A 23,370-nucleotide genomic window follows, 5' to 3' on the forward strand; every position below is an offset into this window, starting at 1 on the left:
TTTGAATCGCTCGGCCAGGATGGCCAGTTTAAGGGGAGTCCAAGATGGTGAGTCGCAACTCAACCAAATTCATCGGCAGCCGACAACGCTCGTTGATGCTGATGCTGGCTTTGATGCTACTGAGCATTTCGAGTACCGGTTGCACGGCACTGTTTTCGCCGATCGATACGATTCCGGCACAAAGAGTGCCTCGCCAGTTCCTTGCGGAGCCGCAAGCGGATAAAGTGCCAATCGATTATTCACGCCTGCGTCAGGACAGCCCCGAGTTCTATACTCTGGATTCAGAAGACGTTCTTGGTGTGTTCATCGAAAACGTGCTTGGTGAATTCGGTTCGGCACCTCCGGTTCAAATTCCTGACCCAAACAGTGACCTGCCTCCGGCGATCGGTTTCCCGGTTCCAATTCGTGACGACGGTACGGTTTCGCTTCCGTTGGTCGATCCAATTCCGGTACGAGGTCTGACAGTTCAACAAGCTGAAGCGTTGATTACACGAGCCTATCGAGAAGGCCCGAATCCGATCTTGATCAAGCGTGGTCGTATCATTGTGACGCAGCTTCGTAAGCGAACGAATCGTGTTTTCGTAGTTCGTCAGGATAACTCGAACGCTGGTCGTGGCCAGCAGTTTCAAGGCTTGGCACAAACCCGTGTTATCAATGACCGTAACGACCGCTCAAGTCGTGGTTTCGTGCTCCAACTTCCAGCCGGACAAAACGACGTTTTCACTGCCTTGTCCCAGACAGGTGGTATCCCGGGTGTTAATGCGAAAGCTGAAATCAGAATCCTTCGCGGTACTCGTCTCCAAACTGCCCAACGGGACGCACGAATGGCCGAGTTTTATCGCAGCAATCAGTCGGACCAGTTTCCCTACGGTATTGTTCCGAGCGTCCCCGACGATTCCAACACACTCAGCATTCCACTGCGTCTCAAGCCGGGCCAGATTCCAAGCTTCCGGCCTGAGGATATCATCCTGAAAGACGGCGACATCGTCTATGTTGACTCCCGTGAAACGGATGTTTACTACACCGGTGGATTGCTCGGCGGCGGTGAATTCCCTCTGCCTCGTGACTATGACCTTGACGTCCTGTCAGCGGTGTCAGTATCACGATTCGGCGTCGGAACGACTCAGCGAACCAGCCTTGTCGGTGGTTCTGTGCAGCAGACTCAGCCATCAGAATTGATCTTGCTTCGAAAGATTCCTGGCGATCGCCAATTGGCCATTCGGATCGACCTCAACGATGCGGTCAATGATCCAAGACAGCGTTTGCTGATCAAGGCCGGTGACACCTTGATTCTGCGATTCAAGCCACAAGAAGAGCTGATCAACTTTGCTTCGGCAACGTTCTTCACCTTCGGATTGAGACAGTTGCTCAACTAGTCGATCCAGAAAAACGCGATGTGAAAGCAGGCTGTGAGTGCAAACTCGCGGCCTTTTTTCGTTCGTGATCCAAATTAAGCATGCCGTCGATCGTAGAAAGCCCCATAAGGGATTCGAACCCCTGTTCCCGAGCGGAAAGCCCGATGTCCTTGGCCACTAGACGAATGGGGCGTATGGACGACGCGAAAGCCTAGCCCACGGAATTACGTTTCGTCAACCTTCAACGACGCTGAGGCTGATTTGACGCACGCTTGGCCATTCGATTCCGAATCTGCTTGATGGAGTTCTTGGCCTGAGCACGAACCAGCAACGAAGAGTGGGTGTTGAGCTTCGCCAGCACATCCAAAGACGTCTTGTCGCCGATATTGCCTAGCAGCTGGCAGACATTTAACAGCGTAACTTCGTCGTGATCATCGTTAACCCATTCATGGACCAGCGGAGCCGAAGTTTCGCCAAAGACTTGCAGTACGCTAGACACCTTCGCGCGATCTGCACCGTCAAGCCGCTCGCAGAGCTCCGGAATAATCCGCGGGTCGCGCAGTTGCGTCAGAATTTCATAGGTTCGCCAACGGACATCAAAAGAAATATCATCAATGCGGGCAAAAATATAAATCAGGCTCTGGTCGCTGTCGTGATTCGCCAACAGATCGATCGCAGCAAGCCGCAAGTACTTGTCGTCGTGGGATAACGTGTTAATTAAAACATTGAGCAACCCCGGATGTCTGCCTTGTGGCCATAGAGTTCTCAACGAATCGATGGCTCGACGTTTTTCATCAATCGCAACTTTCGGGTCACGCAGCTTGTCGACGATTGTGCGAATATTACCCTGCAGAAAAGCCAACTGCTGTTCGGTGACTTCGACCAGATAAATTGGGTTCTCCGTCGGCCGTCCCTTTTCATCGCGAGGCATTTCACGTTCAAGCCGGATGGCTGTAGCCGGATTAAACTTGATGTCAGTTGTATTCCGGTTGTCCAGCTTTCCAATCGCCATGCTGACGGGCGCCGCAAGCGGACGAGAGACGATAGACTCTTCAGCAAGGGCTTGCATTTTCGGAGCGTCTTCAGAATTGTCGCTCCCTCCGGATTCATCCTTTTCGCTCGGCTGTTCTGCCGTCGATGATTCTGCCGGTATCGATTCGGCCGGCGGAACTTTCTCAGCGCCCTTGATCGAATCCTCATAGTAATTCTTCGCAAGCTCGGCATCCGCTTCACAGAGCTTGGAAATCTGGATCGCCATCCGCGTTCCATCCGGTTTCAACAGCTCAGCCTGCAAACCAGTTTCCGTTTCAGTCACTTCGACCAACTCAGCCTCCAGCTTGTACGTGCCGGAGGCGTCGGTCCAGATTCGTTGTTGTGCGTGACCGACTTGCGATGTCACACCAGCCGCGAAGAAGGCTGCACAAAGAACCATTTGTCGCAATCCGCTTGCGTATTTTGGCGAATCCATATTTTTCTACGGGGCTGGGACAAAACCTGGCGTTCGAAAACGATTTCGGGTTTCTACTTTTTAAAACGACGATTTAATCGAAAATTGTAACCTGGTGGCTTCAATGAGCACATCCTGAACCTGGTCGGTGGAAAAAATCCTGTTCGCGGCGAACCCGCCGCTATTTCCAAGACTCAAATTTCGTGGCAAATGACTGCCATCCCTTTTGAGTTTTCGAGTCGAAGCGATAGCATATGACTCTACTCATTGACCACGACAACCAAATTGAAAGGAACGTCTGTACTCCAGACTCTCAATCACATGAGTGACGCAAGGCAAATCCGGATCTTTGACACGACATTACGTGACGGCGAACAGTCTCCTGGCTGTAGCATGAATCTCAAAGAAAAACTGGAGGTGGCCCAAGCTCTCATCGATCTCGGGGTCGACATTATTGAGGCAGGATTTCCGATCGCTTCCCCTGGCGATTTTGAGTCCGTTCGCGAGATCGCAACTTCGCTCGGCAACCGAGACGTAGAAATTTGTGGCTTGGCCCGATCCAACGACAAGGATATCGACCGAGCCTGGGAAGCCCTGAAACATTCCGCCAATCCTCGGATTCATGTTTTTCTGGCCACCAGCGCGATTCACCGCGAGTTCAAGCTGAAGATGTCTCCGGAAGAGATCATTGACCGCGCGGTCGCGGGCGTGAAACGAGCCAAGAGCTATTGCGACAACATCGAGTTCTCTCCAGAAGACGCGGCCCGCACGGAGATCGACTTTCTGTGCCAGGTGGTCGAAAAGGTTATCGAAGCCGGTGCCACGACGGTCAATATTCCGGACACCGTTGGCTACGCGACGCCCAGCCATATGCATGACGTGATTTCGTCACTGGTGAATCGCGTTCCAAACATTGATCAAGCTGTGATTTCAGTCCACTGTCATGACGATCTCGGGATGGCTGTTGCGAACTCTTTGGCTGCTGTGCAAGCCGGAGCAGGGCAGATCGAGTGCACGATTAATGGTATCGGCGAACGAGCCGGCAACACTTCGCTTGAAGAAGTCGTCATGGCGATGCGGACGCGAAACGATTTCTACAATTGCGACACACGAGTCGACTCGAAACGGCTTGTCCCGGCAAGCCGACTGGTTTCAGCGGTTACAGGTATGCACGTGCAGCGGAACAAGGCGATCGTGGGCCGCAATGCGTTTGCTCATGAAGCCGGCATTCATCAGGACGGAATGCTGAAGGAACGTTCGACTTACGAAATCATGCGGCCGGAAGACGTCGGTTTTGCAGCAACGGATCTCGTGTTGGGCAAACACAGCGGCCGCGCGGCGTTGGCGGACCGGGCGAAGCAGCTTGGCTTTCAGCTGACCGGCGATCAGCTTCAGAGTATCTTCGGAAGATTCAAGAAACTCGCCGATCGCAAGAAAGAAATCTTTGACGGCGACATCGTTGCGTTGGTCCAGAACGAAATTCTGGCCAAGACCACCGAGCGTGAATGGACCCTGGTCACGTACACCGTTGAGCTGACTTACAAGTCGACGCCAAAAATCACGCTGACGCTGAAACGTGGCGAAGAGGAAAAAACGGTCGAAGTCTGCGATGGTTCGGGCGTGGTTGATGCTGCTTTCCTGGCCGTGCAACAAATCACGGGGATCGATCTGGATTGCAAAGAATTTCAGATCCAAAGTTCAACGCTGGGCCGCGATGCGAACGGCGAAGTCACGATTGAGACCGAGTACGAAGGCGAAATTTATCGCGGCCGAGCGGTTTCGATGGATTGTGTGGAAGCATCGATCAAGGCAATCCTGAACGCGACGAATCGCATTATCGCCACCTCCAAAGCGGGCGCATAATTTCGATGAAACTTCGCATCGGACTGGTCGGCCTTGGCGATCAATGGGAGTCGCGGCACGCTACCGCGCTTCGCGCACTTTCGGATCGCTTCGAAGTGGTTGCCGTTTGTTGCGAAGTCTATGTGAAAGCCGAGAAAGTCGCAAAGCAGTTTGATGCGGTCGCAATCCCGGGATTCCGAACGCTGATTCAGCGAGAAGACATCGACGCGATCCTGTACCTCTCGCCGCAGTGGTACGGGTCGCTGCCGATCCTCGAAGCGTGCGAAAATGGCAAAGCGGTATACAGTTCGGCGGCTCTCGACGTGACACCCGGCCAGGCGCTCGATCTGCGGACTCGGATCGAAGCGTCCGGAATCGCATACATGGCGGAACTTCCGCGACGACATTCTCCGGCTACGATTCGACTGAAAGAGCTGATCGCAACGCGGTTGGGCAAGCCACATCTACTTTTCTGTCACCAGCGAATGCCGGCCGAAAGTCAGGCGGATTGGCGCCGCCGCGGACCTCACTGCCCGCTTGTCTGGCGTAACTTGATGGAGCTGGTGGATTGGTGTCGATATTTGGTTGCCGACGAACCGGTGTCGGTAAAAAGCTCGATTCATGATCGACATGATTCACAGAAAGACATTTTCTACCAGATGGTGAATCTGGAGTTTCCGAAGTCGGATGGACTGGAAACCAAGCCAATGGCTCAGTTGAGTATCGGTCACTACATTCCAGGTCGCTGGGCCGACGCACTTTCATATCGCCGCCCGCCTTCAATTCAGGTCTGCTGTGAAAAAGGGATGGCATTCATTGACTTGCCTTCGAATCTGGTTTGGTTCGACGACGCTGGCCAACATAACGAATCTCTTGAATCAGAACGTCCGGTCGGCGAACAAATGCTGGACCGATTCTATCGTGCCGTAACCAGTTTCCTCCGCCGGACAACCGATCCGGATGACGCGTATCGGGCGATGCAGATCGTCGTGAAAGCACATCTGAGTGCCGAAACCGGGAACCGCGAATTGATTCAGTGGTAGTTGGACGAGACCAATCAATTGATTGTTATGGCGGTCCATCGATCAGATCGAATTGTCCCACGTGATCCAGCCAGGCTCAGTCAGCAAAAGGACGAGTCGCTAGTTCGGTACTCTACGCCCCAGACGGACTTAGCTAAAATCCGATGATTGAGCGGATCAAATACCACCCGAGCACACCGAACGCAAAGCAGACGCCCACTAAAGTCATTGAGTCACGGAACTCGCTGGGCTCTGATTTCTGAGCCGTCCGTTTCGCGAGAGAATAGACGTTTTTCTTGCCAAACATGATCAAATATTGAAGAGAGTTGAAAGCATGAGACTTCATTATAGTCGCGAATCGATTCGCTCTAAACAAAGTTTCTAGGCAATCGCATTTTACATGAAGAGCAGACGGTGTACTTGTCACGAATCAGCAGCCCAACCCAGAAGAAAATGCATGTGGTGCAGCCGAGCACGACACATGCGATCCACCCAGCGGTCGACACCTCGGACTTCCAGATCGGTGGCTGGCGAGTCTGGCAATACGGGCAGGAAAAAGCATTGCTTACCGTTCCCTGGTAAATCGGTGGAATCGCTATTCCGGCCGGAATGTTGTCCACCATCGACGAAGACGAAGGAGGCGTCTTGGCGACGTTGGCGTCAGAGGCCGCAGGTTGATTTACCCAATGCCGAGTCTCTTCTGCGAGACTGCCGGGACGATCGGTATTCAGCTGGGGAACAGTCCCGGATGCCGGTGGCTTTGTTGGAACATCCTGACCAACCAGAGTGAATTGATGGCTGCACTGAGGACACGCAATGTCAAACCCGAGCTTGTCCTCGCTGGTTTGCATCACCGCTTGGCATCGAGGACACGAAAATCGGATTTTCGCCATGAGGTGGACCGGAATCTGAAGCGGTGACAGGACTGAGACACGTGAAATCTTGGAGTCTCAGTTTAGTATTTCGAACGCCACGCCACAATCTTGGAATTAAACTCAACCGACGCGGCGAGGGTTCAATGAACACGAAAACAGAGGTCCGAGAACAACTTAACCCTGGTTGGATGGAAGAATATTAAGCCCACGTTTGACGGGCTTTGATTCTTTCGGCACCCCAACGGCCGCCGCGATCAAATCGTAGCCTTGCGAAGCGACGATTTCACATTCGACGATCTGGCCTTCCTTCAACTCATGATCGGTTTGAGTCACAAACGTGATGCCGTCGACGTCCGGAGCATCGCACGATCCGCGACCAATCCAAACACCCGGCTGACCTTCGACCGGTTGGTCCAAAATGATGTCCACGGTCTTTCCAACTTGCGACTGGTTGTACTCGAACATGATCTCTTGCTGAACTTCCATCAATCGCCGACGACGGTCTTCCTTGATTTCGTCTTCGAGATGCCCTTCGATCCGGGCCGCCGGTGTGTCGGGCTCAAACGAATAGGTGAACACGCCCATTCGTTCAAAGCGGTGCCGTTTGACGAAATCGATCAACGTTTGAAATTGCTCTTCCGTTTCGCCCGGGAATCCAGTGATAAATGTAGTTCGCAACACCAAGTCTGGCAGCAGTTTGCGCATCAAGTCAATCTGCTGGTTCATCTGTTCCTGATTCACGCGCCGCGACATTCGCTTCAACATCACGTCATCGGCGTGCTGAAGAGGCATGTCGATGTAAGGCACGATTTTCTCACAGGCGGCAATCGTCTTTAACAGTTTCTCATCGATGTACATCGGATAGAAGTACATCAGCCGAATCCAGTCCAGCCCCTCAACCGCGTTCAGTTTTTCGAGCAGTTCAGCGAGCCGCGGTTCGCCGTAGAGGTCCATACCGTAGTAAGTTGTGTCCTGCGCGACAACGATCAACTCGCGAACGCCCTTGGCAGCCAATTGCTCCGCTTCCGCAATCACGTTCTCCATCGGCTTGGTCGCGTGCTTTCCTCGCATCTTTGGAATCGCGCAAAAAGTGCACAGCCGATCACAGCCTTCGGAAATCTTCAGATAGGCAAAATGCTTTGGCGTGATCTGCAGACGATCCATGTCCGGAAGTGCACGAATCGGAGCAGGTTGAAAAACGATCCGCTGTTCAGCAAGGTCACCGACCAGTCGATCAGCGATTTCCGTAATCTCTTCGCGACCGAACACGCCGACCAACGAGTCAATATCGGGGCGGTCTTCGAGCAGCTGTTCTTTCTGTCGTTCGGCGAGACAACCGGAGACAATCACCCCTTTGGTTTTGCCTTCACGCTTTAGCTCCAGCATCTCATCGATCGCAGCAAACGACTCGGTGCGAGCATTCTCAATGAAACCACATGTGTTGACGATCACGAAGTCGCTGCCAACCGGATCGGCAACCAGCTCATAGCCGTCAAGCTTCAACAACCCCATCATGCGTTCGCTGTCGACAGTATTCTTCGCACAACCAAGGCTGATGAAAGAGTAGCTTCCCTTGATGTCTTTCGATGCAGGGATGGATTGAAAGTCGGTGGACACAGTGTTCTGGCTCGTAATGAAAACGGAAGACGTGAGCCCGCGAAAGACTCGTTTACGAAACAATTCGTGCCAAAATCGTAAACCACAGCCTCTCGTTGAGGGAGTGCGAAAACTACGAAAAGAAGGAAACCGCGGCAGCGATGACGTCTTCTTCGACGATCAGAATCGCAATGTCACCCGCAACGACCTGATCCTCGGCACCGGGAACATAGACCGCATCCTGCCGAATAATGGCCGCCACCAGACATCGGTCGGGCAAACCGACTTCCGCCAACGGGGCCAGCGTTCCGGCGGCTCCTTCTGCCACATCGACTTCCAGCACGCTGATCAAACCGCCAGGCAGCTTGGCTCTGGACAGTAAATTTCCGTCATTGAGAAAAGCGTTAATCTGCTTGGACATCGCAGCCCGTTCACTGACCGCTATGTCGATCCCAATCCGCTCGATAATTCGGGAATAGTCCGGCCGCCCGATCACCGCCAGAACTTTCTTCGCCCCGACGTCTTTTGCCCCCACACTTAGCATCATGTTGGACTCATCGTCTCCCGTGCTGGCGACGAAAAAGTCAGCCGACTCGACACGTTCTTCCTCGAGAACTTCACGCATCGTCGCGTCATCGTTGACGACCGAAGTACTCTCCAGCATTCCCGCCAAAACCTGACAGCGTTCTTTGTCTTTTTCAATCAGCATTACTTTGAAAGATTCCCGTTCGAGCATACGGGCCAAATGCAAACCCGTTTCACCACCGCCAGCAATGACAACACGCTTCGGCATCGTCTTTTCGATTTTGAACAGCGTGCGAATCGCAGCAATGTGCTCCGGACCGGAAAAAACTGTAATTCGATCGCCGACTTCCAGTTGATCCTCCGCCGACGCAATCCACATCCGGTTGGCTCGCTGGATCGTTCCCAGCCGAACATTGGGAGGAAATTCGATCTGACGGATGGGAACCTGAGTCGCCTTTCCCGGCTGGCCAATGATCAGCTCCAGCACCTCCAGGCCGCCTCTGGCAAACTGCTCAACGACAACGGATCCGGGATTACGAATACAGCGAGCCAGTTCCATCGCCGTCAAATGTTCCAACGACAACAAACGGTCGATGCCGAAGTGTTGTTGGTAGTCGAAAGTACTGAGATCGCGGAAGACAGGACCGTAAACCCTCGCAACCGAACGGCGTGCTCCCATTTTTCGAGCCATGCTGGCAGCGACGATGTTGACTTCGTCGACTCCGGTCACGGCAAGGCAAAGGTCAGCACCAAGCATGCCAGCTTGAAACAAAACGCTCGACTGTGATGCCGAACCGGTGATGGCGCGGACGTCGTATTTTTCGTTGATCGTTCGAACGCGTTCGGGATCGGCGTCGACGACAGTAACACTATGGTGCGAGCTACACAGTTGGTCTGCGATCGATGAGCCTACCGTTCCGGCTCCCAGAATGACAATGTTCACGTTTTTCAGCCTTTTGAGTACGAAGCGTGCTGCTAAAGTTTGCGGGTTGTTGGGGATGCAACCGTGGAATCAGTTGTTAGGCAAAAATTGGTTCTGCCTTTGTCTCGGCTTTTGAGCGTCATTCTGATTTTGTGAGTCGGAAGCGATGTCGTGTCGGTTTTCATTTTTCGGGTCGATTGGAAAGTAGTGCTTATCTGCATCCTTTCAATTCGGAGACCCCGATGTCCGTCAACCGACCGCAAACCATCAGCGCAGCATTGGCGATTTTAACGCTTTTTGCCGCCGCTGCATGGGGGCAGCAAAAGGGAGCTGACATTCCTGTTTACGAGTCGAAGAACGCAATCTTCGGTTCAAGTTCAACTTCTGGCGAAGACCGATTTCTCAAAGCGGCTTTGGAGGAGGAAATTGTTTTGCCTTTCGCCGAAACGCCTTCGATTCCAGACTTCCCAAACAGCCCGAGCATCGAGCGTTTGGAAAATCGGCGGGCTCGAGAATCGCGAACGTCAACACAGCAGACTCCTGAACTGGCTCCGAATCAGCAAGGGAAACAGGATCCCAATCGGACTCCAGACATGCGACGTGCCAATGCAGAGATTGACTCGCTCTTTGGCAGAACTTCTGAATCGTTCGTCGACAAAGACGGATACTTTATCGCATCGGCCGGCGGTGGACTGTGGTCAGACTTCAAGCAGCCCTCAAGTCCTCGCGTTGCCATGCGGCCGCAGTTGAATGCTTCGCAATCGCCAGCCAGCAAGGCAGCCGGTGCCGCTGACTCTGCGATAAAGAGTGTAGTTGATGGCGGGACCGGCAGTCAGTTCGAGAGCGTCGTCGATGGCTCCATAGAAAGCAATACTGCCAGCGGATCAGTGGACTTGGCGAGCCCAACAGCGGATGCTTTTGCGACGCAACAACCGGTACAGTATGGCCAGTCAAAATTGCGTCTGCGGATCGGATTTGACGCTTTGCTGTTTCAACGCGGCCGGCCGGAAGACACGGTTTTCGCTTCCGATGACACCGGCCAGGAGTGGTCGTTTGGAGACTTCGATTTCTCCGACGGAGACGCCCGCTATTTCGTTCAGTTCATGGGCGACGACATGTCAGGTTTCGAGTTCACATTCTTCGATTTCAATTCTTTCGCATCAACGATCGAAGCTTCCGGCGAAAACGTGGTGCCGTTTTTCTTTCAGGGCAACCCGGTCGACACGTCGACGGACTACGATCTGGTTTACACATCTCGTTTGAAGAACATCGAACTGAATTCATGGCTCCGCCACAACGCAGTCCAGCGATCGGGATACGGACTTCGACATATCAACCTGGACGAATCATTCAATGTGCTCAATGGCGGAAACATCACCAACGGCCTGTTCTCCAGAACCGACAACGATCTGTGGGGATTGACGCGGATGTGGGAGCGGCGTCGTTCGTTGCTCAATCGCGTGACCCTGATCGGTGGCGTCGATGCGGGGCTGTATTTGAATCGTGTCAAAATTGATGTCGATACGCTCAACATTGATGATTCGAGTGAGGAAAAGAATCTGGCCGGTTCGCTGGGTTTCAATCTGGGGCTTGAGTATCAGGTCGCCGAGCAAGTGACGTTGAAGTTCGGGTATGAGGGACTGGGACTGTTCGGCGTTGGACTGGCGTCAACCCAGAGCTTGGAACAGGACGTTTTCAACGGGCTTGGCGAGCCCGAACTAGGGAGCGTTTACTTTGGTGGCTTTCATATCGGAGCGATGGCGACGTTCTAGTACTACAGCGCTAGGTTGATATTTGAGAATTAGTTGAAATTTGGGATTCTATATCGTTCATGCACAAGGAGGTGCTTTGATGGATGGTACTTGGATTCGTCAGATGAAACCAGCTTTGACACGTTTTCTGAATCGGTTCTCCGATTGTTTTAGTCGAAAAGATACCCGTGCTCATATGCCAACGTATGTTCAGGGTCAGCTATCAAACCTTGCTCGCAAGAGTGTTGAGCCCATTGCACTGGCTGCCGGAGTTCCCGTTCGCACGCTTCAGGAGTTTCTTGCTCAATACGCATGGAATGAAGACGCCGTGCGAGATCGTCTGCAACAGATGGTGGCAACGGAGCGCGGTAGCAAGCGTGCCATCGGCGTGTTTGACGAAACGAGCGATGTCAAGAAAGGCACCAAGACGCCTGGCGTTCAGCGTCAGTGGTGTGGCAAGGTTGGCAAGACCGATAACTGCATGGTGACGGTTCATCTTGCTTTTGCTCAGGATGACTTTCACTGCTTGCTTGATGGTGAGTTGTTCCTTCCTGAGAGCTGGTCTGAAGATCGCGAGCGTTGTCGCGTTGCCGGGATCCCCGACGAAATGGTGTATCAGCCAAAGTGGAAGATCGCACTGGAGCTTTACGATCGCGCGCTGTCCAACGGTCTGGAGTTTGAGTGGATCACCTTTGACGAAGGCTACGGCTCCAAAGGCCCGTTTTTACGAGCTCTTGATGCCAAAGCACAGTTATTCATCGGCGAGGTTCCGGTTTCAATGACCGGCTGGATCAAGAAACCCGGGCTCCAACATCCTCCCAAAGATCCGTGTCGTGGTCGGCCGCAAAAAGGTGCGCGAGTTGCCAAAGACAATCCCAAAGCTCAGCCGTTTCGCAAACTGCTGGAAGAATCCACGCGGTTCACGAATCAGTCATGGGAGCGTTATCGCGTCAAAGATGGAGATAAAGGTCCCATGGTCTGGGAAGTCAAGCATGCGATGATCTATCGTCCTGACGGCAAGTGTGTTTCGAGCAAGCGTTGGCACTTGTTGGTGGCTCGTAACCCACTCAAGCCGGATGAAATCAAGTACTTTCTCAGCAACGCGCCGGCTGCAACAAGCGTTCAAAAGTTGTTGCTCGTTGCCTTCAGCCGCTGGCATGTCGAACGTTGCTTCCAGGATCAAAAGCAGGACATTGGACTCGACGCCTGGGAGGGCCGGAAGTATCTCGGGCTCAAACGACACATGATTCTGTCGTGCGTAAGCTACCTGTTCTTGACGAAGATGCGAGAAAAGCTCGGGGGAAAAAAAATCTGGGTTCACCGTCTATCAGGTTCACGACGCCGTATCGGCACTGGTCCAGACTTGGTGGCTTAAGGGGCGGGCATCGTCGGCGCTACTGGACCGGGTCGCCGCTACGATTCAGTACCACCAACAACGAAACGCAAAAGCAACAAGATCACACGCCAAGAGAACTCGCAAAAAACTCCGGAGAATTGGCATCAAAGTAAGCAAAATCAAACGATGCTACTGGGGTTCAACCTAGCGCTGTAGTACTAGGGCCGAGTCTGGCCATTGCCGCGGACTCGATAGTTGAAGCTCGTCAATTGCTCAACGCCAACAGGGCCGCGAGCATGCATCTTGCCGGTGGCGATCCCGATCTCGGCGCCCATGCCGAACTCGCCTCCGTCTGCAAACTGAGTCGACGCATTGTGTAGCAGGATCGCCGAGTCGATCGAATTGAAGAATTTCGCGACCGATTCCGGGTTCTCGGAGATGATCGATTCCGTATGCCCGGAAGAATGTTGGGAGATGTGAGCGATCGCTTCGTCGACATTTGACACGACTTTTACCGAAAGAATTGCTTCCAGGTATTCCGCCGACCAATCTTCCTCGCTGGCTGGTTTGGCTGCCGGCCACGTGCTGCAAACGGCTTCGTCGCCACGAATCTCACAGCCCGATTCCGCCAATCGTTCAAGGATCGGTTTCAGGTGACTCGCCACAACGTTCTCGTGAATCAATAAAGTTTCAGCAGCGCCACAGACTCCTGTTCGGCGCATCTTGGCGTTATGAACTACCTCGACGGCCATTTCCAGATCCGCAGAAGCATCTACGAACACGTGGCAAATACCTTCCAGGTGAGCAAATACTGGCACGCGGCAGTCTGCCTGAACGCGGCCGACCAACCCCTTGCCGCCGCGAGGAACAATCACGTCGATATTGCCTCCCAACCCGGCAAGCATCTCACCCACCGCCGCGCGATCGGTCGTCGGAACCATCTGAATGGATTCGACCGGCAAGCCCGCGATTTCCAGTCCTGTTTGCAAGCAGCTTAAAATTGCAGTCGAACTGTGAATGGAATCGCTTCCGCCACGGAGGATAACTGCGTTGCCAGCCATCAGGCAAAGCGCGCCTGCATCCGCCGTCACGTTTGGGCGGCTTTCGTAGATCACGCCGATCACTCCCAGCGGCGTGCGGACGCGTTCGATATCCAGCCCGTTAGGACGTTGCCACTTTGCAATCACCGATCCAACAGGGTCTGCCAGTTGGGCAATCGCACGCAACCCGCTGACCATCGCCGCGATGCGATCATCGTTGAGCTCAAGTCGATCGATCATTGCACTGCTCAGATTCGCTTCACGCCCTGCTGCAACGTCAACGCTGTTCTTCTGCTTGATCGAATCCGCATGCTTTTCGATTTCTTCGGCTGCGACGTTAATTGCCGTACGCTTTTGAGCCGCGTTTGCGGTCGCTAAAATCCGCGATGCGGTTCTCGCGTTTTTGCCAAGTTCCAACATGGCGTCGGCGACGTTCAGTTTTGTAGATTCGGTCATGGTCACAATGCGGCTTGTTGCGTCGCCGCCTGAAATCGGGGAAAATCGTGGAACCAGCGATCATAACGACAACCACTGTACGGGACGAGGACAACATGAAGTCATTTTCACTCCACAACGGCGACCAAATTCCAGCGATCGGCCTCGGCACCTGGAAAATGGAAGACGGCGCGGCGAAAGACGCAGTTTCCACGGCTCTCGAAGTCGGATATCGACACATCGATTGCGCCGCGATCTATATGAATGAAGCCGATGTCGGAAACGCATTCGTGCAGGCATTCGACAACGGCCTCTCTCGCGAAGACGTTTTCATCACCTCGAAACTGTGGAATGACAGTCACAAACCGGAGCATGTTCGGCCCGCGTTGGAAGAATCACTGAAGCTGCTTCAGTTGGACTACCTGGACCTCTACTTGATTCACTGGCCGGTCGCGATCAAGCATGGAACCTGGTTGCCACAGAGCGGCGAGGACTTTATCCCGATCGATGAGATTCCCATCATCGAAACATGGCAAGCGATGGAAGAGTGTGTTTCTGCCGGGCTGATCAAACACATTGGTGTCTCCAATTTCAACATTCGGCGTTTGGAAGAATTGCTGGACAAAGGCAGCATTCAACCGTCGACCAACCAGGTCGAGTGCCATCCCTTCCTGCCGCAGAATGAGCTTTTTGGATTTTGCAACTCCAATAAAATTCAATTGGTCGCGTATTCGCCATTGGGGTCTGGTGATCGACCAGAACGAATGCGTGGTGAGTCGGATCCGAATCTTTTTGAGGTACCGCAAATTGCCGATATCGCAAAGAAGCACGACAAATCGATCGGGCAGATTTTGCTTTCGTGGGCAGCAACCCGCGGGACCGTGGCCATCCCGAAATCAACCAACCGGCAGCGTCTGAATGACAATCTTGCTGCGGCTGAGTTTGAACTGCCTGTCGAAGATCTGGAAACAATCGACGATATCGGAATCGCACATCGGTATGTGCATGGCAAGTTTTTTGAACTCGCTGGCAGCCCTTATCGAGCCGACGACATCTGGAGTTAGTACTACAGCGCTAGGTTGATATTTGAGAATTAGTTGAAATTTGGGATTCTATATCGTTCATGCACAAGGAGGTGCTTTGATGGATGGTACTTGGATTCGTCAGATGAAACCAGCTTTGACACGTTTTCTGAATCGGTTCTCCGATTGTTTTAGTCGAAAAGATACCCGTGCTCATATGCCAACGTATGTTCAGGGTCAGCTATCAAACCTTGCTCGCAAGAGTGTTGAGCCCATTGCACTGGCTGCCGGAGTTCCCGTTCGCACGCTTCAGGAGTTTCTTGCTCAATACGCATGGAATGAAGACGCCGTGCGAGATCGTCTGCAACAGATGGTGGCAACGGAGCGCGGTAGCAAGCGTGCCATCGGCGTGTTTGACGAAACGAGCGATGTCAAGAAAGGCACCAAGACGCCTGGCGTTCAGCGTCAGTGGTGTGGCAAGGTTGGCAAGACCGATAACTGCATGGTGACGGTTCATCTTGCTTTTGCTCAGGATGACTTTCACTGCTTGCTTGATGGTGAGTTGTTCCTTCCTGAGAGCTGGTCTGAAGATCGCGAGCGTTGTCGCGTTGCCGGGATCCCCGACGAAATGGTGTATCAGCCAAAGTGGAAGATCGCACTGGAGCTTTACGATCGCGCGCTGTCCAACGGTCTGGAGTTTGAGTGGATCACCTTTGACGAAGGCTACGGCTCCAAAGGCCCGTTTTTACGAGCTCTTGATGCCAAAGCACAGTTATTCATCGGCGAGGTTCCGGTTTCAATGACCGGCTGGATCAAGAAACCCGGGCTCCAACATCCTCCCAAAGATCCGTGTCGTGGTCGGCCGCAAAAAGGTGCGCGAGTTGCCAAAGACAATCCCAAAGCTCAGCCGTTTCGCAAACTGCTGGAAGAATCCACGCGGTTCACGAATCAGTCATGGGAGCGTTATCGCGTCAAAGATGGAGATAAAGGTCCCATGGTCTGGGAAGTCAAGCATGCGATGATCTATCGTCCTGACGGCAAGTGTGTTTCGAGCAAGCGTTGGCACTTGTTGGTGGCTCGTAACCCACTCAAGCCGGATGAAATCAAGTACTTTCTCAGCAACGCGCCGGCTGCAACAAGCGTTCAAAAGTTGTTGCTCGTTGCCTTCAGCCGCTGGCATGTCGAACGTTGCTTCCAGGATCAAAAGCAGGACATTGGACTCGACGCCTGGGAGGGCCGGAAGTATCTCGGGCTCAAACGACACATGATTCTGTCGTGCGTAAGCTACCTGTTCTTGACGAAGATGCGAGAAAAGCTCGGGGGAAAAAAAATCAGGGTTCACCGTCTATCAGGTTCACGACGCCGTATCGGCACTGGTCCAGACTTGGTGGCTTAAGGGGCGGGCATCGTCGGCGCTACTGGACCGGGTTGCCGCTACGATTCAGTACCACCAACAACGAAACGCAAAAGCAACAAGATCACACACCAAGAGAACTCGCAAAAAACTCCGGAGAATTGGCATCAAAGTAAGCAAAATCAAACGATGCTACTGGGGTTCAACCTAGCGCTGTAGTATTAGGCACTGTTTGACAAATTGATTTTCATGTCATCAACACGGCCAAACATGAGCGGCAAGGCGCTAGCCGCCGTTAAAAAGCGCAACGGAACGGCGGCTAGCGCCTTCCCGCTCACATTTACCAAACAGTACCAGAATGTCGCGACGCGGCGTTTGGGCGTGGTGCTCGTATTTGCGCTGGGTTTGGGGCATAAAAAAAGCGGCTCAACCAGTGAGCCGCTTTCTCTTGATGTCAATCAGCTTGAGTTTCTACAGCATTCGTGGTCCTGCGTAGACAGCGCCGGCGCCAAGCATCTCTTCGATGCGGAGAAGCTGGTTGTACTTGGCCATGCGATCAGATCGCGATGCCGAACCGGTCTTGATTTGACCCGTGCAAAGACCAACCGCCAAATCGGCAATGGTTGAATCTTCGGTTTCGCCACTGCGATGGCTGGAAATGCTGGTGTAGTTGTTGCGATGAGCCAACTGGATCGCCTGAATCGTTTCCGTCATCGTCCCAATCTGGTTGACCTTGATCAGAATGCTGTTCGCGATTCCTTCGTCGATACCACGTTGCAGACGAGTCGTATTGGTAACGAACAGGTCGTCGCCGACGAGCTGACAGCTGCTGCCCAGTTTGTCGGTCAAAAGTTTCCAGCCGTCCCAATCGTCTTCGTCGAGTCCGTCTTCGATCGAGCAAATTGGATATCGGTTAGCCCAATCAGCAAGAAAATCAACCATGCCCGCTGAGTCCAACTCTTTGCCATCGATCGCGTAAACGCCTTTGCTGCGGTCGTAGAATTCAGTTGCGGCGACGTCCAATGCGATCTTCACCTGTTCGCCTGGCTTGTAACCGGCTTTCTCGATCGCACTCATGATCAAGTCCAGGGCTTCGCCGTTGCTGCCAAGGTCAGGAGCAAATCCGCCTTCGTCACCAACTGCAGTGTTGAGCCCTTTGTCCTGAAGAACTTTCTTGAGGTTGTGGAAGATCTCGCAACCGCAACGAAGAGCATCGCTGAACGTTTCGAAACCCAATGGCATGACCATGAATTCCTGAACATCAACCGAGTTGTCCGCGTGCTCACCGCCGTTGACGATGTTCATCATTGGAGCAGGAAGCAACGTCGCACTGGCTCCACCAAGGTATTTGAACAGTGGAGTGTTGTTGAATTGAGCTCCAGCTTTGGCAGTCGCAAGAGAAATGCCCAGCAATGCGTTGGCACCAAGGTTCTTTTTGTTTTCCGTGCCGTCGAGTTCCAGCATCGCGCGGTCAACGGCGCCCTGATCGGTTCCCGGGAGTCCCAACAGTGCTTCTGCGAGCGGCCCGTTGATATTTTCGACAGCTTTCGTCACGCCTTTGCCAAGAAAGACGCCCTTGTCGCCATCGCGAAGTTCCCATGCTTCGTGTGCTCCGGTACTGGCTCCGCTAGGAACAGCAGCGCGGCCGAAGGAACCGTCGGCGAGCGTCACATCGACTTCGACCGTAGGATTTCCGCGACTGTCAAGAATTTGGCGACCGTGAATGGCAACGATGGAGTCCATTTTGTTTCCGTGTGTGGTTGGTGTTCTGTGCTTCTTAAAGAGGCACCATTTTGCCGCACCACGACCAATCAGAAAAGGGTGCAGCGTTCGCGTTCGCGAGCCAGCGACGTTACCCAGCCCTCCCTTATTGCGTGTTAAGGTTGCCCGGCCTGTTTGACTGCGATTTCGCGAGAAAAGGGCAGGGGCAAAGGAAGAGATTTGACTCACTTCGAATCAGGAGTTGAGACTTGAGGCGCGAAAGCTCGGTTGCTGAGGGAGTTCGCGCCGTCGCTCATTCAGGCGTCGGTCCTGGAAGGCTCAGCCGGCAAACTGGACGCGAACGCCCTTGGTCTTTCGCCGAACTTCGTAACCCGACTTTGAGCTCTGAACTTTGTCAGGACGCGTCGTCCTTTCCACCAACAGCCCGTCCAAAGGACTCCTCACGCCGGTCGCGCCGACGGTGCTGACGTGCGTGTAAATCATCGTCGTCGAAACGTCGGCGTGCCCCAACAGTTCCTGAATCGTGCGAATGTCGCTGCCGGCTTCCAGCAAGTGCGTGGCAAAGCTGTGTCGCAGCGCATGACAACTGGCTCGCTTCGAAACGCTCGCGTCTCGAATCGCTTTGCAGATCCAACGCTGCACTGTGTTCTCATGAATGTGATGGCGTCGAATCTGATTACGATCACCATCTCCGGCTCGCTGTCCGTACTTGTTCTCCTCTGACTCCAGAGGCTCACGCGGACGGGGATCGACAGTCAACGCATTGGCGGGAAACAGAAACTGCCAACCGAATTGACGACCGGCGCTTCGATCTTTCTCTGCCAACGCCGTTGGCAACCAAACCCAACCGGCTCCACCGGCGAGGTCTCGTTCGTGCAACCGCCTGACCAAATTGGTTTGACGTAGCAAGCCGGAATTGGCTCGCTGCGGCAACGGAACCATTCGATCCTTGTTGCCTTTGCCTTCGCGAATGACGATTTGCTTTCGATCGAAATCGATGTCCTTGACTCTCAGGCGACAGCACTCCATCAGTCGCAATCCGGCGCCATACATCAGCTCTGCCATCAACCGATAAGGTTCTTTGTTCAGGCAACCAAAGAAAGTCACGATCTCTTGCCGACTTAGCACGACCGGCAATCGCGCCGACGCCTTAGCTCGCATCGCTTCGATTTCGATGGTGCGACCCAGCACTTTTTCGAACAGGAACAGGATCGCGGCAAACGCCTGATTCTGCGTGCTTGCAGCGACACGCCTGTCGACAGCCAATGACGTCAGGAACAATTCGACGTCGGCTGAGTTCATGTCGTCGGGATGAATCCACTGACCATCGTTTCGATTTTTGTGGAACACGAGAAAGCGGCAGACCCATCGCGCATAGGCTTGCTCGGTCCGCTTGGAGTAGTGCATCACGCGAGTTTTGTTGCGGACGAGATCCAACAATTTGCTTTGCTTCATCAGTCAGCCTGCAGTTAGGTACATGCGTCGGTGCCGAGCACAGTCACTTCAAGTATACAATTGTACACGTTCTATCACTATTCGGTATCGTCATATCACGCTGGCAAAATGAGCCCGCGCAGCATTTGACGTTTCAGCCGGGAAAACGCAGAGAATTCCCGGTCTGGTTCCGTTGCAGATGCGCAGAGAGTGCGTTTTACAGAATGTCTAACCGACTGGTTCGCACTCCAACGCGGCGTGGTGCCCGCACCAGGATGCAGCCAAGCGGCTGGCGGAACCAGGCACCGGTTGGTAGATGTGAGCGGCAAGGCGCTAGCCGCCGTTCCGTTGCGCTTTTTAACGGCGGCTAGCGCCTTGCCGCTCATGTTTGGCCGTGTTGATGACATGAAAATCAATTTGTCAAACAGTGCCTAATACTACAGCGCTAGGTTGAACCCCAGTAGCATCGTTTGATTTTGCTTACTTTGATGCCAATTCTCCGGAGTTTTTTGCGAGTTCTCTTGGCGTGTGATCTTGTTGCTTTTGCGTTTCGTTGTTGGTGGTACTGAATCGTAGCGGCGACCCGGTCCAGTAGCGCCGACGATGCCCGCCCCTTAAGCCACCAAGTCTGGACCAGTGCCGATACGGCGTCGTGAACCTGATAGACGGTGAACCCAGATTTTTTTTCCCCCGAGCTTTTCTCGCATCTTCGTCAAGAACAGGTAGCTTACGCACGACAGAATCATGTGTCGTTTGAGCCCGAGATACTTCCGGCCCTCCCAGGCGTCGAGTCCAATGTCCTGCTTTTGATCCTGGAAGCAACGTTCGACATGCCAGCGGCTGAAGGCAACGAGCAACAACTTTTGAACGCTTGTTGCAGCCGGCGCGTTGCTGAGAAAGTACTTGATTTCATCCGGCTTGAGTGGGTTACGAGCCACCAACAAGTGCCAACGCTTGCTCGAAACACACTTGCCGTCAGGACGATAGATCATCGCATGCTTGACTTCCCAGACCATGGGACCTTTATCTCCATCTTTGACGCGATAACGCTCCCATGACTGATTCGTGAACCGCGTGGATTCTTCCAGCAGTTTGCGAAACGGCTGAGCTTTGGGATTGTCTTTGGCAACTCGCGCACCTTTTTGCGGCCGACCACGACACGGATCTTTGGGAGGATGTTGGAGCCCGGGTTTCTTGATCCAGCCGGTCATTGAAACCGGAACCTCGCCGATGAATAACTGTGCTTTGGCATCAAGAGCTCGTAAAAACGGGCCTTTGGAGCCGTAGCCTTCGTCAAAGGTGATCCACTCAAACTCCAGACCGTTGGACAGCGCGCGATCGTAAAGCTCCAGTGCGATCTTCCACTTTGGCTGATACACCATTTCGTCGGGGATCCCGGCAACGCGACAACGCTCGCGATCTTCAGACCAGCTCTCAGGAAGGAACAACTCACCATCAAGCAAGCAGTGAAAGTCATCCTGAGCAAAAGCAAGATGAACCGTCACCATGCAGTTATCGGTCTTGCCAACCTTGCCACACCACTGACGCTGAACGCCAGGCGTCTTGGTGCCTTTCTTGACATCGCTCGTTTCGTCAAACACGCCGATGGCACGCTTGCTACCGCGCTCCGTTGCCACCATCTGTTGCAGACGATCTCGCACGGCGTCTTCATTCCATGCGTATTGAGCAAGAAACTCCTGAAGCGTGCGAACGGGAACTCCGGCAGCCAGTGCAATGGGCTCAACACTCTTGCGAGCAAGGTTTGATAGCTGACCCTGAACATACGTTGGCATATGAGCACGGGTATCTTTTCGACTAAAACAATCGGAGAACCGATTCAGAAAACGTGTCAAAGCTGGTTTCATCTGACGAATCCAAGTACCATCCATCAAAGCACCTCCTTGTGCATGAACGATATAGAATCCCAAATTTCAACTAATTCTCAAATATCAACCTAGCGCTGTAGTACTAGGCACTGTTTGACAAATTGATTTTCATGTCATCAACGCGGCCAAACATGAGCGGCAAGGCCCTAGCCGCCGTTAAAAGCGCCACGGAACGGCGGCTAGTGCCTTGCCGCTCACAGTTACCAAACAGTGCCTAGCGTTGTCGCGTCAATTTTCGCGCGGAACTCGATTTTGCAACACTACAGTTGGTCGATCGCTCGCGTGATTTGATCGAGATGTTGCGTCGAATTATTCGACAACAAGATTACAGTCAGTTTTCGATCGATGCCGCGCAAAATCGAAGTTTGAAAGCCAACCCAATGTCCGCCGTGCGACACGGTTAAGCCGTCGTCCGCAGAACGTTCCACCATCCAACCAAATCCGTAGTCAGTTTGGTCACCGTTATTCAGTTTGCCTGGTGTGAAAGCTTCAGTCAGCGTTTTCCGCGAAACAAGTTTTTCGCCGTAGAGCGCCTGATCCCACTTCAGCAAATCTCGCGCGGACGCGTAGATGCCTCCGTCGCCGACCATTCCATTGAGATAGTTCCAATCATTGGCAACGTGACTTGTTCCTTGCCACGCGAAACCAAAAACACGGTTTGCAGGATCGAACTTTTGCTCGTCCGGCGAAAATGCATGCGAGTCAGTCATCCCCACGGGATCAAAAATTCGCTGCTTTAGAAAATCGTGGATCGAATGCCCCGACACTGACTCAATGATGCTGCCCAACAGAACGTAGCCCGTGTTGCTGTAAGCGTAACGTTCGCCAGGCTCGAAATCCGGATCGGGCTTGTGTTCGGCATACAGAGCGATCATGTCGTGATTGAATGCCGTTTTTCGCTCGTCGTTTTCGGCGTCGGTATCCCAATGATTTCTGAACAGGTCCATATAGTCCGTCAGACCGCCGGTGTGATTTAGCAGGTGCCGGATCGTAACGCCTTTGTAAGGTAGAGTCGGCAAGTACTTGGTGATATCGTCATCAAAATCAAGTTTGCCATCCTCTTTCAACTGCATGATTCCCATCGCGACGAACTGTTTGCTAACCGAAGCGAGGCGAAAGGATGAGTTTTCCGCGAAAGGCGTCTCGTCGTCAATGTTCGCGAATCCAACTGATTTTTCGAAGACGATTTTTCCGTCTACGGCAATCAAAACCGTGCCGCTGAAGAGCCTGTTTTCAAAAGCTCGATCCAGTCGCTTGGAGAATTTTTCCAGACTCTCGGGCTCAAAGCTCTTCAGTTTTGAACGTTTCGAATCGGGCTGGAGCGTCTGTAGCATTTCCTGAATCCTGTCCTCCGAGAAATTTCCGTTGATGACCACATCGCGACTGATTTTGCTCCTGATAACCGGAGCCGACACCAGGTTGCCGTTGAACAGAATTGCCATCGGCTTTCCAAGATTCGAAGCACTCGCTGTCGCCAACTTTTCGCCGCCTGCAGCAGTCAAACGAAGGTAGATATTCTTCCTGCCGCTGCGATCCAGTTTCGCTTCGACCGATTCAATATCGACTCGACTGACAACGGACTCCGAATCGACAAAGATCGGCGGTTTCCCTTCCACATCGATTTTCGTCAATCCATCGACCGCATCGGCACTCGCCATGCAAATCTGCAAAACCTCAGTCGAGTCCGGGGACTGCTCCTGCCCGTTCGTCGTCGACGCGAACAGCAACGCGCCAAACAGCACACAAATCGCACTCGCGTTCGAAACAATCGACATCGCGGGAAAACTGGTTGCTGATCTCATCTAA

17 protein-coding genes and 1 tRNA gene are annotated in these 23,370 nt (G+C 53.2%); 7 read left to right on the forward strand and 11 right to left on the reverse strand.

The features are described 5' to 3' along the window. Positions 1-47 precede the first annotated feature (47 nt). Positions 48-1,376 (forward strand): polysaccharide biosynthesis/export family protein, encoded by a 1,329-nt coding sequence (locus MFFC18_RS12810; protein WP_157665130.1) that lies wholly within the window; start codon positions 48-50, stop codon positions 1,374-1,376. A gap of 98 nt (positions 1,377-1,474) precedes the next feature. Here the strand turns inward: MFFC18_RS12810 and MFFC18_RS12815 are convergent. Both MFFC18_RS12815 and MFFC18_RS12820 read right to left on the reverse strand, forming a co-directional pair. Continuing rightward, positions 1,475-1,547: transfer RNA gene (locus tag MFFC18_RS12815), tRNA-Glu, on the reverse strand. A gap of 49 nt (positions 1,548-1,596) precedes the next feature. Further along, positions 1,597-2,823 (reverse strand): HEAT repeat domain-containing protein, encoded by a 1,227-nt coding sequence (locus MFFC18_RS12820; protein ID WP_075084324.1) that lies wholly within the window; start codon positions 2,821-2,823, stop codon positions 1,597-1,599. 300 nt (positions 2,824-3,123) lie between these two features. Between MFFC18_RS12820 and MFFC18_RS12825 the strand changes: the two genes are divergently transcribed. Further along, positions 3,124-4,665, forward strand: coding sequence for a 2-isopropylmalate synthase (locus MFFC18_RS12825; protein WP_075084325.1), 1,542 nt, complete (start codon positions 3,124-3,126; stop codon positions 4,663-4,665). 5 nt (positions 4,666-4,670) lie between these two features. Continuing rightward, positions 4,671-5,687 (forward strand): Gfo/Idh/MocA family protein, encoded by a 1,017-nt coding sequence (locus MFFC18_RS12830; protein ID WP_075084326.1) that lies wholly within the window; start codon positions 4,671-4,673, stop codon positions 5,685-5,687. Between the two features lie 133 nt (positions 5,688-5,820). On the opposite strand, the gene MFFC18_RS12835 is transcribed toward MFFC18_RS12830, so the two are convergent. The 4 genes from MFFC18_RS12835 to trkA all read right to left on the reverse strand — a co-directional run bounded on the left by MFFC18_RS12835 (position 5,821) and on the right by trkA (position 9,605). Then, positions 5,821-6,012 carry a hypothetical protein gene (locus tag MFFC18_RS12835; RefSeq protein ID WP_075084327.1) on the reverse strand — a complete coding sequence of 64 codons (192 nt, stop codon included), beginning with the start codon at positions 6,010-6,012 and terminating at the stop codon, positions 5,821-5,823. Between the two features lie 22 nt (positions 6,013-6,034). Further along, on the reverse strand, positions 6,035-6,559 hold the full coding sequence (locus tag MFFC18_RS25810) for an LITAF-like zinc ribbon domain-containing protein (RefSeq protein WP_075084328.1): 525 nt from the start codon (positions 6,557-6,559) through the stop codon (positions 6,035-6,037). A gap of 156 nt (positions 6,560-6,715) precedes the next feature. Further along, positions 6,716-8,158: a 30S ribosomal protein S12 methylthiotransferase RimO gene (rimO, locus tag MFFC18_RS12845; protein WP_238381248.1), complete on the reverse strand. Its 1,443-nt coding sequence runs from the start codon at positions 8,156-8,158 to the stop codon at positions 6,716-6,718. Positions 8,159-8,270: 112 nt separating this feature from the next. Further along, positions 8,271-9,605, reverse strand: coding sequence for a Trk system potassium transporter TrkA (gene trkA / locus MFFC18_RS12850; protein ID WP_075084329.1), 1,335 nt, complete (start codon positions 9,603-9,605; stop codon positions 8,271-8,273). 221 nt (positions 9,606-9,826) lie between these two features. On the opposite strand from trkA, the gene MFFC18_RS12855 reads away from it, so the two are divergent. Next, entirely contained in the window at positions 9,827-11,356 is a 1,530-nt protein-coding gene (locus tag MFFC18_RS12855) for a hypothetical protein (RefSeq protein WP_075084330.1), read from the forward strand. Between the two features lie 79 nt (positions 11,357-11,435). Then, positions 11,436-12,710: an IS701 family transposase gene (locus MFFC18_RS12860; protein WP_075082825.1), complete on the forward strand. Its 1,275-nt coding sequence runs from the start codon at positions 11,436-11,438 to the stop codon at positions 12,708-12,710. Positions 12,711-12,889: 179 nt separating this feature from the next. Here the strand turns inward: MFFC18_RS12860 and MFFC18_RS12865 are convergent, their stop codons facing one another. Beyond that, positions 12,890-14,167 carry a glutamate-5-semialdehyde dehydrogenase gene (locus MFFC18_RS12865; protein WP_075082805.1) on the reverse strand — a complete coding sequence of 426 codons (1,278 nt, stop codon included), beginning with the start codon at positions 14,165-14,167 and terminating at the stop codon, positions 12,890-12,892. A 95-nt stretch (positions 14,168-14,262) separates the two neighbouring features. Between MFFC18_RS12865 and MFFC18_RS12870 the strand changes: the two genes are divergently transcribed. Next, complete coding sequence (locus MFFC18_RS12870; RefSeq protein WP_075082826.1) at positions 14,263-15,210, forward strand: aldo/keto reductase; 948 nt, start codon at positions 14,263-14,265, stop codon at positions 15,208-15,210. 79 nt (positions 15,211-15,289) lie between these two features. Further along, positions 15,290-16,564 (forward strand): IS701 family transposase, encoded by a 1,275-nt coding sequence (locus MFFC18_RS12875; RefSeq protein ID WP_148618854.1) that lies wholly within the window; start codon positions 15,290-15,292, stop codon positions 16,562-16,564. Positions 16,565-16,993: 429 nt separating this feature from the next. On the opposite strand, the gene eno is transcribed toward MFFC18_RS12875, so the two are convergent. The 4 genes from eno to MFFC18_RS12895 all read right to left on the reverse strand — a co-directional run bounded on the left by eno (position 16,994) and on the right by MFFC18_RS12895 (position 23,366). After that, positions 16,994-18,265 carry a phosphopyruvate hydratase gene (eno, locus tag MFFC18_RS12880; protein ID WP_075085653.1) on the reverse strand — a complete coding sequence of 424 codons (1,272 nt, stop codon included), beginning with the start codon at positions 18,263-18,265 and terminating at the stop codon, positions 16,994-16,996. A gap of 297 nt (positions 18,266-18,562) precedes the next feature. Then, entirely contained in the window at positions 18,563-19,699 is a 1,137-nt protein-coding gene (locus MFFC18_RS12885; protein WP_075085654.1) for a tyrosine-type recombinase/integrase, read from the reverse strand. Positions 19,700-20,292: 593 nt separating this feature from the next. Next, positions 20,293-21,567: an IS701 family transposase gene (locus MFFC18_RS12890; RefSeq protein WP_075082825.1), complete on the reverse strand. Its 1,275-nt coding sequence runs from the start codon at positions 21,565-21,567 to the stop codon at positions 20,293-20,295. A 257-nt stretch (positions 21,568-21,824) separates the two neighbouring features. Then, positions 21,825-23,366, reverse strand: a complete 1,542-nt coding sequence (locus MFFC18_RS12895) for a serine hydrolase domain-containing protein (RefSeq protein ID WP_084416869.1) — start codon at positions 23,364-23,366, stop codon at positions 21,825-21,827. Positions 23,367-23,370 lie beyond the last annotated feature (4 nt).

It is taken from the genome of Mariniblastus fucicola, assembly GCF_008087665.1.
Classification (GTDB): domain Bacteria; phylum Planctomycetota; class Planctomycetia; order Pirellulales; family Pirellulaceae; genus Mariniblastus; species Mariniblastus fucicola.